General features: G+C 62.2%; 10 protein-coding genes. 1 reads left to right on the top strand and 9 read right to left on the bottom strand.

Features of this window, described 5'->3' with window-relative positions; genetic code table 11:
• Window positions 1–98 precede the first annotated feature (98 nt).
• The 4 genes from G7068_RS13960 to G7068_RS13945 are packed head-to-tail and all read right to left on the bottom strand — an operon-like array spanning window position 99 to window position 2600.
• Complete coding sequence (locus G7068_RS13960; protein ID WP_166292518.1) at window positions 99–773, bottom strand: GAP family protein; 675 nt, start codon at window positions 771–773, stop codon at window positions 99–101.
• Entirely contained in the window at window positions 767–1810 is a 1044-nt protein-coding gene (locus G7068_RS13955; RefSeq protein WP_166292517.1) for an AI-2E family transporter, read from the bottom strand. Before G7068_RS13955 ends, G7068_RS13960 begins: the two co-directional genes overlap by 7 nt.
• A gap of 27 nt (window positions 1811–1837) precedes the next feature.
• Complete coding sequence (locus tag G7068_RS13950) at window positions 1838–2182, bottom strand: SHOCT domain-containing protein (RefSeq protein WP_166292516.1); 345 nt, start codon at window positions 2180–2182, stop codon at window positions 1838–1840.
• A gap of 10 nt (window positions 2183–2192) precedes the next feature.
• Window positions 2193–2600 carry a DUF6325 family protein gene (locus tag G7068_RS13945; protein WP_166292515.1) on the bottom strand — a complete coding sequence of 136 codons (408 nt, stop codon included), beginning with the start codon at window positions 2598–2600 and terminating at the stop codon, window positions 2193–2195.
• 230 nt (window positions 2601–2830) lie between these two features.
• Here G7068_RS13945 and G7068_RS13940 point away from each other — a divergent pair, with 230 nt between their 5' ends.
• On the top strand, window positions 2831–5209 hold the full coding sequence (locus tag G7068_RS13940; protein ID WP_166292514.1) for an arylsulfatase: 2379 nt from the start codon (window positions 2831–2833) through the stop codon (window positions 5207–5209).
• On the opposite strand, the gene G7068_RS13935 is transcribed toward G7068_RS13940, so the two are convergent.
• From G7068_RS13935 to glsA, 5 genes are all read right to left on the bottom strand, one after another.
• The gene (locus G7068_RS13935; RefSeq protein ID WP_166292513.1) at window positions 5181–5705 is read right to left on the bottom strand and encodes a DUF805 domain-containing protein; all 525 of its coding nucleotides are present in this window, start codon (window positions 5703–5705) and stop codon (window positions 5181–5183) included. The genes G7068_RS13940 and G7068_RS13935 overlap by 29 nt on opposite strands.
• Before the next feature lie 47 nt (window positions 5706–5752).
• Window positions 5753–9661: a DUF7507 domain-containing protein gene (locus G7068_RS13930; protein ID WP_166292512.1), complete on the bottom strand. Its 3909-nt coding sequence runs from the start codon at window positions 9659–9661 to the stop codon at window positions 5753–5755.
• Between the two features lie 138 nt (window positions 9662–9799).
• The gene (locus G7068_RS13925) at window positions 9800–10237 is read right to left on the bottom strand and encodes a VOC family protein (protein WP_166292511.1); all 438 of its coding nucleotides are present in this window, start codon (window positions 10235–10237) and stop codon (window positions 9800–9802) included.
• A gap of 4 nt (window positions 10238–10241) precedes the next feature.
• On the bottom strand, window positions 10242–11903 hold the full coding sequence (locus tag G7068_RS13920; protein WP_244304512.1) for an MFS transporter: 1662 nt from the start codon (window positions 11901–11903) through the stop codon (window positions 10242–10244).
• A complete protein-coding gene (glsA, locus tag G7068_RS13915; protein WP_244304828.1) occupies window positions 11900–12928 on the bottom strand; it encodes a glutaminase A in 1029 nt (342 codons plus the stop codon). Before glsA ends, G7068_RS13920 begins: the two co-directional genes overlap by 4 nt.
• Window positions 12929–13098 lie beyond the last annotated feature (170 nt).

The following is a 13098-nucleotide window of genomic DNA, read 5'->3' as shown; positions in this document are numbered from 1 at the left end:
GTCCCCGCTTTAGAGTGACACGAGTGAGTCGTCTCCCCCGCACGTACACGCGAAAGAATATCAACTCGCGCTGTGCATCGCCAGTTCAACATACTCGCCTAACTGCCGAGGTGTACAAGCCCGTTACCCACCAGAATGGCCCCGACCATAATGACCACGATGCCCGTCACAACCCGCTGGTTGCGCTCGATGAGGTTGCGAGCCTCGAGTAGCTTCGGCTCCATCACGTTTGGTCGCAGCATCGTCACGATGACCGGAACGGCGACACTTGAGCACCCCAGAACCGTGTAGACGATGAGGGTCACAACACCACCGAAAATACCCGAGTTTTCAATGCCAACGACCAGTCCCACCGCGGCAGCCAGCAGCAGGGCTTTCGGGCGCAGGTTCAGCACCACTCCGAGCCCAACAGCAGTGAGGGGACGAACCCCCATGAGGCGCTTCGTCCAAGATCCGTTGCTCGAGGATTCGCTCTTTTTGCTTCGCTTGAAAAGAAACACAAACCCGAACCCGAACAGCACAAGACCTAAGACGATCTCGATTGCGTTGAGCAACGGATCCGATTCGGAGGGCGTTGGGGAGGAAATTGCGGAGAGTCCAACTCCGAAGAGCGCGGCCACCCCGAACATGCCGGCGACCCACCCGATCATAAAGTAGAGCGCCCCCGTTCTTCCGTTTGGGGACAGCAGGAGTGCGATCGTCACGAGAATCGGCACCGTGCTGAGCGCGGCAGCCACGGCGATGGGAAGGACCGCGCCGATCGAGGTCAGCATGATCCCTGCCTATCACCCGTCAGCCAACGAGCGAATGTCTCACGGTCGTTGAGCTCTAGCACCAGCATCCTCACCAGCAGTGTCATCGGAATTGAGAGCAGTGCCCCCACAGGGCCAAGAATAACGACCCAGAACACCACGGAGAAAAACGTGAGCGTGAGATTCAGCTGCACAGCGTTGCTCACAAACCTGGGTTGCAGGAAAACCTGCAGGCCAACATTGATCACGCAGTACAACGCTAAGACCACGAGAGCCGTCTGCCATCCTCCAGTCGCAAACGCGAGCAGAACCGGCGGCACGAGGCCGATGATGAACCCAACGCTTGGAATGTAGTTCGTGACAAAGGCCAGGACCGCCCACGTCAGCGCGCCCGGAACACCGAGCCACCACAGAAGAAGACCATCACACACAGCAACGGCCGCGCCAAAGATGGTGTTAATAACGTAGTAGCGCCTCACCGAGGATCCATACCGCGCGAAGGCGGCAAGGGTGAGCGCGTGCCCTCGCCCAAACCGTTCAGCGAGACCGTCAAACAACCGCGCGTCGAACGACATGAAGAGGATGTACACGAGCACAAAGGCGCTCGAAACAACGAGTCCCAATATCGCTTCGGTGAGGGTGGCAACGAGGGCGACGAGCGAGCCCGCATCCATACCCGCGCCGGGTGGCAGCGTAAGCCCCAGATTGTGAACGGCATCCACCAACGCGGCGGAGACGCTCGACACGTCGTTTCCGTACTGCTGGATCAGCTGGCCGAACTGGGCGACTCCAACGATCATCAGCACCAGAATGCCGAGCAGGATCAGCCACGACACAAGCACGATGGCACACGAAGCCGCCCAGTTGGGCCACCCCAGCGACAGCAGCTTCCGCCGCAGGGGGTGGACCGAGATAACGACAACCATGGCGAGCAGTGCCGGCGCGATCATGCCACGAACGAAGTAGATACTTGCGATCGCGACCCCACCCGCCGCGAGAACCATCACGGCCCGGATCGCGGGAGGAATCCCCGTCATCGGGGCCTGTTCTGTGCTCATGTCTCTCCCGAAACGCGACGCAAGAATCTACTGCAGCAGTTTTGCCTTCGCCGCTGCGTACTCCTCGTCATTCAGTCCCCCCTGGGCGTGCAGCGCACTGAGCTTTTGGAGTTCGTCGATCAGGTTTGACCCGCTATCGGTTGCGGCAGCCGCCCGCGGTGCCGCCTGAGCTGCTGCCGCGGCCGCGGCCTGATCAATCTGCTCCTGCTGTTGCTGCGCCTCGTAGGCCTGAGTCTCAGCTGCTTCCTGCGCTTGGCGCTCCGACCGCCGCCGCATGCCCCCGTTGATTGCCGTTGCGGTTCCCGCAACAACGGCTGTGCGAGCGGCCAGACCGATCAAACCCGGGCGACCAAATCGTCTAAACATTGGCATAACAAGATCCTTAATCTATGACCGCAGCAGCGGCGTTAACAATGGCGGCGGGGATGCGATCTGCATGGATAACGTCGCCGCCCGCGGCCGCGGCCGCCACGGTGAGTTCTTTCAGCCAGGTCGATTCGACCGCAAGGAGCAGCGCGCTCTCCCCAGCAGAGAGGGTCGCCGCGAGGTGAAGCGCATCCTCGTCGGAGGTAATGCCCTCCGCAGCAAGCAACAGCGGGCCAAGCGCGCTCCCGGTGATCTCTTCGAAGTCGAGCTCACCAGCTTCTGAGCGACTGATGGCTACAGCGTCAAGCAAACGAACACTGCTCGCCTCGAACTGCTTGGCAATCGCGGTTGTGACCGCGGGAATGGTGTCCCCGTTTGGCACGAGGATCACCACAAACTCTATGGGCCCGAAATTCTCTGACACGCCAGCGTCCTTTCGTTGAGACTGATCACGCATTTACGAATCATCCAAGCGTCGCTCGAATTGCGCTCTCAAGCATCGCCCGAATCGGGTTAGTTCTCGGGACAGGCTGAGAAACACGAGCCCGCGACAGTGAACTCACCCCCTTCGGGTGAAGAACTCCCTCCGCGACCAACCTTGAATGGAGGCAGGGAGCCCTTCTGGGCTCCCGAGGACCCCAGAGAGGCAAGACAATGACGGATAACAAGAGCGCACAGGGCGCCGACAAGCTGCAGCGCTCAAGCCTGCCGATCCCCGATCTCGCTTACACAGGCACGGTCACCTACGACGCCACTTCGCCGGACACGCACTACCCACCGATCGCTCAGGTGTACGCACCCGAGGGTGCCCCCAACGTGCTCATCATCTTGATTGACGACTGCGGCTTCGGCGCGACGAGCGCCTTCGGTGGCCCCGTGCACACGCCGAACTTCGAGCGCGTCGCAGCCCTCGGCGTGAAGTACTCACGCTTTCACACCACTGCGCTCTGCTCACCCACACGAGCCGCTCTACTTTCGGGCCGCAACCACCACACGGTCGGCATGGGCGGCATCACCGAGATCGCGACCAGCGCACCCGGATACAACTCGCTGCGCCCGAACAACTGCGCGCCGCTCGCTGAAACGCTCAAGCTCAACGGCTACAGCACCGCGCAATTCGGCAAGTGCCACGAGGTGCCGGTGTGGGAATCAAGCGCGGTCGGCCCCTTTGACCACTGGCCCCACCCCGGCGGCGGCTTCGAGTATTTCTACGGCTTTATCGGGGGCGAGACCAACCAGTGGTACCCCGCGATCTACGAGAACACGAGTCCTGTCGAGCCCTGGGGCACGCCCGAAGACGGCTACCACTTCATGGCCGACATGACCGACAAGGCGATCGACTGGACCAAGCAGCAGAAGTCACTCGCACCCGACAAGCCGTTCTTCACCTACTTCGCCCCGGGCGCGACGCACGCTCCGCACCACGTGCCCGAGGAGTGGGCCGATAAATACAAGGGCAAGTTCGACCAGGGCTGGGACGCGGTGCGCGAGCAGACCTTCGCGGCACAAAAGAAGCTGGGCGTGATCCCGCCCGACGCGGTACTGACCACTCGCAGCCCGGGCATCCCGTCGTGGGACGAGATGAGCGACGACATTAAGCCGACACTCGCTCGCGAGATGGAGGTGTACGCCGGTTATCTCGAGTACGCGGATCACCACGTCGGTCTGCTGCTCGACGCACTTGAAGAGATCGGCGAACTCGACGACACCCTGGTGTACCTGATCATCGGCGACAACGGCGCGAGCGCCGAGGGCACCATGACCGGCACGACCAACGAGGGCTTCACCATCAACCACATGGAAGACATCGAGACCGACGAGTACAAGATCGCGCACACCGCAGACCTCGGTACTCCGAAGAGCTACAACCACTACGCGATCGGTTGGGCACACGCGATGGACACGCCCTACCAGTGGACCAAGCAGGTAGCCTCGCACTGGGGCGGCACGCGTAACGGCACGATCGTGGCCTGGCCGAACGGCATCAAAGCCCGCGGTGAGGTTCGGGATCAGTTCGCCCACGTCATCGATGTCGCACCGACGGTGCTGCAGGCTGCGGGCATCCCGGAGCCGCACACGGTCAATGGAGTCACGCAGCGCCCCTACGAGGGCACTCCGATGAACTACAGCTTCGACGACGCGGAGGCACCCGAGGAGCACACCACCCAGTACTTCGAGATGCTCGGCAACCGCGCCATTTTCCATCTCGGCTGGACGGCCGTGGCAAAACACAAGGACCCGTGGCTCGCTTCCTCGCACGGCCTCGACGACGACGTCTGGGAGCTGTACAACGTCGAGGAGGACTGGACGCAGTCAAACGACCTTGCCGCCGAGCACCCGGAGAAGCTCGCTGAGCTGCAGCGCCTGTTTCTGATTCAGGCCGCGCGCTTCAACGTGCTGCCGATGGATACCCGCTCGGCGGAGCGGTTCAACGGCGAGTTGGTCGGGCGGCCCGAGCTCGTGAAGGGCACGAGTCAGACGTTCTACTCCGGCATGAAGCGCATGAGCGAGAACTCGGTGCTCAACGTCAAAAACAAGTCGTTCACGGTGACCGCAAACGTGACACTGCCAGAGGGCGGCGGTGCCGGGGTGATCATCGCGCAGGGCGGCGCTTACGGCGGGTGGAGTGTGTACCTCAACGAGGGCAAACTGACCTTCGCGTACAACCTCGGAGGGGTCGCGACCGAGTACACCCGGTCAGAGACCACACTGTCAGCGGGCGAGCACCAGTTGCGCGTGCACTTCCAGTACGACGGCGGCGGGCTGGGCAAGGGAGGATCGGTCACGCTGTACGACGGCGATGTCGAACTCGGCACGGGCCGCGTGTCACGCACCCTGCCGTTCTTCTTCTCGATGGACGAGACCGTCGACATCGGTTCCGACCTCGCGTCTCCAGTTTCGTCGGATTACGGCCCCACAGGCAACGAGTTCACCGGGAAACTCGCGTGGGTGCGACTCGATCTCGGCGACGACGATCACTCGCACCTCGCCGACCCGAATCACCTCATGCAGATTGCGATGACGCGACAGTAAATCCGCTGCCGTTCGGGCTGGTGGGGCGGGATCGTCGCAGTGCGAGGATCAGCACCACCACCTGCCCGAACGGCACGATTGCGAGCCATCCCCACCAGCCGGAAAGCCCGGAATCGTGGAGGCGGCGAACTAATACCGTGATGCCCGGAAGCAGCGTCAGCACGATCCACACCGCGGAAAGCCAGGCACAGACATCACCTGCCAGGGTATGAACCCCCGGCTCGGTAACGATCTCAAAGAGACTGACGTCTGCAAAAATCGCGGAACCGAAGGGCCCAACCCTGAGCGGCCTGCCTACCGAGGCGCCGCTGAGCAGCGGGATCACAACCCACAGCAGCAGAAGCACCAGCACGTTTGTGCCCATCCACCACCAGTACTCCGAACGACTCGCCCTCCCGCGAAGCCGGTACGCATTCTCGAAGAAGGCTCCCATAGCGCGCGACCAGGAGTGCCGCGTGGAGAGGGCAGCTTTACGAATGAAGGCGACGTTGCTCATGTGGAGATTCTAGAGCCCCATGAGTAACGTCGCCTTTCTCGGGAAGCCTAGTGAAACGCTCCAAGCCTGCTGGAGACCCGGCGACGGTGCGACAGCGCCCACCCACCGAGGATCAGCAGAATCGCGATCGACACGAGCCCCGCGGGGAGCATCGCACCCGTGACAGCGAGTCCGCCTCCCTTCGCCGGTGGAACCAGTGGCGGAGTGGGATCCGTCACGGTAACTTTTGCCGCGTCGGAGGCGCGAAGCTGCACGTCTCCGACCGCAACTCCAGAGGCGACAGCCGTATTGGTGAAGCCCTCCTGGGTCTTCTCCTGGGTGAGCACCTTGGTGACGCTCTCGCCCGCGGGCAGCGTGCCAACATCGATGGTTTGGTTGAGCTTCTTGTCTTCAACAGTGACGTCTCGCAGGGGCGCGTTGCCCGTATTACTCACGGTGATCCGCCAGTAACTCTTGGCTCCGCGCGTAACCTCGACCGCATCCGTCCACGGCCCAGCCGCGGCAGCGCTCACCTGCTTGACAACGGTCAAACCGTTCACCGCTCCGAAATACCACGAGTCGTCGGCCCCAACGAGCTGGACGCCCTCTTCCGAGGGGTCCTGCGCCGAGGCGGTAACGGTGTTGTGGTACTGCCCGACCACAGCCGTTCCCTGCTGGCTCAGGGTGGCGGTCTCGCCCACCGCGAGTGTCGCAAGGGTGGTGTTGAACACCTCGTTGCCCGCAGAATCGACGTCACGCACGAGCACGTTGGTGAGAGGCAATTCACCGGTGTTCGTGACGCTATAGCCCCACTCGACGGCCGAGCCAGGCGTCAGGGCAAGACCCGGGGCACTGTCGACATCTTCACCGTTGGTGGTTTTGGTCACGACGAGACCGGTGTCGCCAGCCAAGTACCAGGACCGGTCCGTCTCGGGAGCGGGCTGAGCTGGCAGCACGGTGCCATCCAGTTCAACCGCCGTGGCCGTTGCCGTTGCCGTGTTGGAGTACTGCCCAACAACGGCGGTGCCAGTTTCCGTGAAGGTGCGGGTTTCCCCGGGAAGCAGCTGACCCGTCTCCGAAGAAGTCGGCGTGAGCGTTCCGGTACCGCCGAGGCCGTCAACGTAGTCGTCTTGCACGGCGATGTCGTCGAGGGGCGTATCGCCCGTATTGGTGACCTCGTAGCTCCACGTCACGGGCGATCCTGTCGCGACTCTCGCACCCGGGGCCGCGCTGTACGAAACACCGTTCGTCTTTTTCACGAGGGTGAACGACGGGGTCGGTCCGATCGAAACGCGCGCATCGTTGGACTCGAAAGCCACGGGGCTACCGCCGTAGGTGCCAGTTGCAGACACGTCGTTGGCGGCGGTCTCACCAAAGCTAAATCCGCCCAGATTGTCAGTGGGCACAACCAGCGTGAAGCCACTGCCACTCGTCATGGTTGGCACGATGACCCTAAACGCTTTTGCGCTGGTCGGATTGGTGGTCCAGGTGCCGTTTGTTGCGCTGGTCGCGTCGAGCGAGTACTCGACCGTGGCGCCAACGGGCGCTCCAGTCACCGGCCCCGAGAGTGCGGTGTCGAAATCATCGCCGGTTGCAATGCTCGGCAGCCGGTCAAAGAACGCCACGTTTGAAACGGGGTTGGGAAGCACGTCGCTCACGAACACCTGCCAGAAGGACTCCGCACCCACCACCGAGTTCAGTCCCCACGGCCCGATAGCGGAGGGCCCAGACAGCTTGGAGAGCAGAATGCCACCGGCGGTGTTGACCGTGGAAATGCCGCTGGCAACGGCAACCGAGGAGCGTGCGGGGTCAAAGTCGTGCACGTCTGGACCGAAGAAGGTGTCAGTGCCGATCATCGGAACCGTCACAGCGCCCGTTCCACCGTCCGATGCGGACAGGAACCGGGGATCCCGAACTGTCGCAAACGACGAGGTTGACACGGTTGGGGCGTCTGGATCGTAGGCCTGGGCAAGCGCAAGCACGGGAATGTTGTAGCGCCAACCACTGTTCTCAACGTACCGGTTGCTCACGGCCCCGGGTGCACGCATCGGCGGGAGCGCATCGAACGTGATGCGCACGACCTGCTGACTGCAGCCGTTCGTGTCGGTCACGCGCCCGGTGGCGTCGACGGTGGCGCCGGAACCGATCTGTGGCACCGGTGGCACGCCGATCGTTGTGCCAGCGGTCGTGATCGGCTGGGACTCGTTGTAGAAGATGCCGCAGGGCAGCACAACTGAGAGCGCCGAGTCGGCGTAGATCTCCGAGGGATTTTGGTTCACGATGCCCGCGGTGATCGTTGAGTTTGAGCCCACGGAAATTGAACTCGGTGTGGTGACATTGGTCGTCACGTAGACCGAGTCGAGGGGGGTGAAGCTGCTCGACGCCTGATTCGACAAACCGTCTGCGTCGACCGACACGGTGTTGGTCTGCGGTCCCGGCGACGCCGCAGCTGGCGCGTCAATGGGCTGGATCCCTGCGGCCACATCGCGGAACACCGGCTGGAATCCCATGCGCATGCGCACCTCGGACCCGACTGGAACGGTCTCGGCACCCGGTGCAACGGTGACTCGCCAACCGGTGAGCGTCTGCCCCAGGGGCAAGTTAAGTACGTCCTGGGCCGGGCTCGCCTGCCACCCCGCTGAACCGGTGTTTTGAACGGCGAGGATCAACACGCTGTCGGTCCGGCCCGTTGCCGCTACGTAGTTGGTGAATTCGTTCCAGGTGGAGCTTCCGTTGGTCTGATATTCAAGCCGATAGGGCAGATTGAGTGAGGCCAGGCTCGTCGAGAAGGTCAGGTACAACTGCGTGATGTCGGTGTGACTAAACCAGGAAGCGTTCGGCGATCCTGTCGCACCAGAATCGGTGAGCACCAGATCGTCGGCGTTGGGAGTGCCCGGAGGGCCCGTATACGAGCCGATCGTCTGGGTGTAGTGGATGATGCCACCCGCCGAGGTAAGACCCGAGTCTCCCTTTGCGGCCCCGGTCGCCTCACCCGAGGTCTCCCCAAATGCGGGCCCCTGTGTTGAGGCCGGGGCACCCGTGTGCGTTGCGCCGTTAACGTCTGCCGTTTCTAGAGTCGCCGTGTTTACCGGAGGGCGTGCGCCGGTCTCCCACCCCGGAACGGTATCGGGGTAAAAGACCGTCAGCCAGATCTGCTGCGACGACGGGTCAATGGGGTTCGTGTCGGGGCCGTATGCACCGGAGCGCGTCCACGTCGCGTTAGGCCAGGCCGAAGTGTCCCAGGTGCCACCGTTGAACGCTGCGGAGGAGGCAACCAGCTGCGCGCCCGCCGGGAAAGTGTCCGTAATCTGCTGCATCCAGCTTGTGAAAGTGGTGCCGTCAGTCGGGTGAGAGCTGTAGACGTTGAAGCGGTAGGTCACCGTTCGGTTGTCGCCCCCGGCGACCACGTCGTAGCCCTTGCCTGCGACGTAATCGTTGTCACCCGTCAGGGTCGTGGTGACCGTGTTCGAGGTGACCGGCCCGCTCGGTCCGCCCGTGCCAGACATTGTCGCGGTGAGCTGCTTGCCCTCGAACGCGTTCTGGCGGTCGTTTTGGGTCACGGTGAACACGATTGAAAAGACCGATTGGATCGTGTCCCGCAGCGTGAGCGTGAGCAGTCTGGTGCCGGGATCGTAGGTGTAGCTCTGCACGGGAGAAGACGGGTCGGTGGGCACCGAGTCAAAAGCGACACCCGCTGGCAGTGTGCTCGTGAGCACGACCCCTGTTGCGGGGTTCTCGCTGTTGACTCCCTCAAACTCGAGGGTGGCGGTGTAGTTGAAGTTCTGCCCCACCCCGACCGTCGCGGGCGCCGAAAGCGTGATCTCGAAGTCTCCCACGGCCGCCTGGGCTGCGAGCGGAGCAGCGGTCGTGCCGAACGCGGCGAGGAGCACAACGAGTACACACACCAGCAAAGACCGCGTGTTGCGCCGCACCCCGCCCCACTTTGTTGGTCCCGAAACAGCGAAGTTTTGCAGCATTGGCTTTCCCCTTAGACAAACTAAGCACAGGTGTGCAGAAGTACTGCGCTCCCCAACGCAAAGTGAGATTAATTATATGCACCTCTTGCACTGTGTGTATATGCATTTCTCAAGAGATAACGCCCCTTTGCTTTGGGGTCAATGCTGCGTCAAATCTTCAGCGAGCATCACGATGATGCCGCTCGGCCCACGCACGTAACTGAGCTTGTAGACGTTCTCGTAGTTGGCGACACCGCGAAGCGGGTAGCAGTCGTGCCTCGCCGCGATTCGAAGGGCTTCGTCTATGTCGTCGACCGAAAACGCAACGCGGTGCATGCCGATCTCGTTCGGGAGTGTGTCTTGTGTCTCAATCGCGTCCGGGTGGATGTACTCAAACAGCTCGAGGCGACCGTTACCGTCCGGGGTTTGCAGCATCGCGATCTTCGCGTGGTTTCCGTCGAGGCCCACTGCAGTGTCTGCCCACTCACCGCTTACGGTGTCGCGACCAATCACGGTGAGACCGAGGTCGGTGAAAAACGCGACTGCCGCTTCGATGTCGCGAACAGCGATTCCGACGTTCTCTAGTTTGATAGCCATGATCTCAAGCGGCTACGCGATCGGTGTTCGGGTCCGGTGATCCTCCCGTAGCCACCGACTCAGGAATCTCGCCGGGTTTGAACTTCGGCAGCCGACTCGCCGGCACGATCGCAATGACGCTAATGCCCGACAGGATCAGCAGACCGAGCTTAAGGGCCCTGAGCCTCGCCTCTTCGTTGACGGCCACGGCGGCATCAACCTCGGCGGGGGTTGCGTCCGTCTGCTCGAGCATGTCTTTCAACTGAGGGTTGCTGACGAAGTTCGTGCGGTCAAGATCCACCTGCGAAACAAGTTGCGGCGACAGCTCGGGGTGATCGATCAGCGATGAGGCGATGTTGAGGCTCAAAATACCAACCAGCAGTGCACCTGCAACGGCGGTGCCCACAGCGGAGGCGAGGTTCTGGGTCGTGCCGCGCACCGAGCCGACGTCACCCGCGAGTTCCTTCGGCGATGCGGTCACGAGAACGTTAAACACCAGCGTGACAAGCGCGCCCTGCCCAACACCAAAGACGAAGAGTCCCAGAATCGTAGGCAGTGTCTCCCAGTTGTTGGTGACAACAAACGCCAACCAGATCAGCGCGATCGTCGTCAACGAGAAGGAGAACATTCCGATGGTTCGCGGCGAGAAGCGGCGATAGAACCGCACGACCAACATCGCTGTGAAGAACACCGTGAGGTTGAACGGCAGCATTGCCAGCGACGTGTCGAACGGCGTGCGCCCCTGCACAATCTGAATGTAGAGCGGGATCGTGAAGTTGAGCGCCGCTTCAAGCGCGACGACGATGAACATCGCGTAGACGGCCGCGCGCTCGCGAGACGACTTGAAAACAGAGAGGCTCACGAGAGGCGTTTTGCCGGCCCTGGTGCGCCGCCTCGTCCAGAGGAAAAAGAGCTGAACCAGCACCAGCCCGACGAGAATCAGCACCGGCGCTGGCGAGAGTCCCAGAATCTCGAACGGCGCATCGGGTCGGGCGACCAGCAGGCCCCAGTTGTTGAGGTTGTTGACGCCGAGCGTCAGGGAAACGATGCCGAGGCCGATGAGCACGGCAGCCACCAGGTCGATCTTGACCGCGGAGTTGCCCGGTGCGCTGCGCAGCTTGAAGCTCAGAATGAATACGGCGACGGCAAGAATCAGCACGACGATAAACACCTGCCGCCACCCAACGAGCGTCGCCAGGGTGCCACCGATCAGAAACGCGCTGACGCCAGCAACAGCTCTCGCTGAGCCGAGTGAACCGATAGCCGTTGCCTGCTGATCGCCCCGATAGTTCTCGGCGATGAGCGCGACAAGTGAGGGAACGATGATCGCGGCAGAAGCGCCGGCGAGCGCCTGGGCGAGAATCACGAACCCCACGGACTGCGCGACGATCATCAGGACCGCCGAGACTGCAAACAGGGCAACAACAATGCGGAACACAATGACCCAGCCAACACGCTGCCCGATCTTTGCGCCCACCATCACGAGCGCCGCAACGACAAGACCGTAGGTGACAATCGCGGTGCTCACGTCGGTGGGCGGAACACCGAAGGTGTCCACCATCCCGCCGAGAGACACCGGCAGGGCCGACACATTGTACGACATAAGGATCTGGGCCAGAAACAGCCCGATCATTGGCACCCAGGATGCCCGAGGCGCCTCTGCCTGCGCGGAGTTGATGTTGCTCACGATGTGCTCCTATCAGCGGGGGTTTGCGGATGGGACGCGAAGAGGTTGAGCCCCAGCGCTCCAGAAAGAAAGTGTGCGGCGCGTTGTCCACGCACCGAGTTGCCCGCGGGGTCGAGCCGCGGAGCGTAAGACCCGAGGGCCCCCTTGCCCGGTGAGATCGTCACGAGCCCGCCCGAGACACCGCTCTTACCCGGCATGCCGATCTCGTAGAGCCAATCACCCGACCGCTCGTAGAGCCCAGCCGCGGCGAGCGCAGCCAGGGTGTCCCGGCAGACCGAAGCGTCAACGACTTTCTCACCGGTGAGCGGATTCACACCGCCGTCGGCCAGCGTCGCCCCCATAACCGCAAGGTCTTCAGCGGTCACGTTCACCGAACACTGCCGGGTATATACGTCCACGGTCGAGTCTGGGTCGGCGCCGAACGCGCCGTAACTGTGCAGCAGCCCCGCGATCGCTCGGTTTCGGCCGTTGCTTGCCGACTCTGAGCGGTACACCTCGTCGTCGATGACGAGTTCACGGCCCGCAAAACGCGAGAGCCCGTCGAGAATGAACTCCCAGCGCGATTCAACATCGCCGCCCGGCGCGAAACTTGTCGCGGCAATCGCCCCGGCGTTCACCATGGCGTTCATCGGGCTACCGTGGTTCAGTTCAATCGCCATGACGGAGTTGAATGGCAGCCCAGTGTTGTTGACGCCAATATTTCGGCGAACCGTGTCGTGCCCGAGCAGCTGATCGATCAGGGCGAACACAAACGCCTTAGAGATTGACTGTATTGAGAACTCGACCTGCGCGTCTCCGCTCGAGAAGACTCCCCCGTCTACACCAGCCAAACTCAGTCCGAAGAGATCAGGATCCGCGCCCGCGAGAGCGGGGATGTAATCGGCAACTTCGCCGCTCACATCATCGTTGTAGCGCTCGTGCGCTTCGGCTAAGAGTGAGCGAACCCGCTCACGGTCTGGCAGGGACCCCGTAGAAACCGCCGCAGCCTGAAGCGCGGTCGGCGCACTATCCCCTTCAATATGCAGCGTCTCCACTACCCCTCCCCAGGTGTTCAACACGAGATGAACGTTGTAATCGTAGCGTTCATGATGGGGTTACTGGAAGAGGGAGTATGAATTCCAAAACACTACAAAGAAAAACACCTGAACTCATGGCGCCATGAGTTCAGGTGTTGAGACTGCGGCCAGACCTCAGA

This window comes from Leucobacter viscericola, assembly GCF_011299575.1.
GTDB classification, from domain to species: domain Bacteria; phylum Actinomycetota; class Actinomycetes; order Actinomycetales; family Microbacteriaceae; genus Leucobacter; species Leucobacter viscericola.
The sequence above is the reverse complement of the archived record's forward strand: the minus strand, read 5'-3'. Positions and strand labels throughout refer to the sequence as shown.

What these genes read in the sequence shown, in the direction of transcription:
- G7068_RS13960 (WP_166292518.1), bottom strand. Translation starts at nt 773, where the DNA reads ATGCTGACCTCGATCGGCGCGGTCCTTCCCATCGCCGTGGCTGCCGCG.
- G7068_RS13955 (WP_166292517.1), bottom strand. Translation starts at nt 1,810, where the DNA reads ATGAGCACAGAACAGGCCCCGATGACGGGGATTCCTCCCGCGATCCGG.
- G7068_RS13950 (WP_166292516.1), bottom strand. Translation starts at nt 2,182, where the DNA reads ATGCCAATGTTTAGACGATTTGGTCGCCCGGGTTTGATCGGTCTGGCC.
- G7068_RS13940 (WP_166292514.1), top strand. Translation starts at nt 2,831, where the DNA reads ATGACGGATAACAAGAGCGCACAGGGCGCCGACAAGCTGCAGCGCTCA.
- G7068_RS13935 (WP_166292513.1), bottom strand. Translation starts at nt 5,705, where the DNA reads ATGAGCAACGTCGCCTTCATTCGTAAAGCTGCCCTCTCCACGCGGCAC.
- G7068_RS13930 (WP_166292512.1), bottom strand. Translation starts at nt 9,661, where the DNA reads ATGCTGCAAAACTTCGCTGTTTCGGGACCAACAAAGTGGGGCGGGGTG.
- G7068_RS13925 (WP_166292511.1), bottom strand. Translation starts at nt 10,237, where the DNA reads ATGGCTATCAAACTAGAGAACGTCGGAATCGCTGTTCGCGACATCGAA.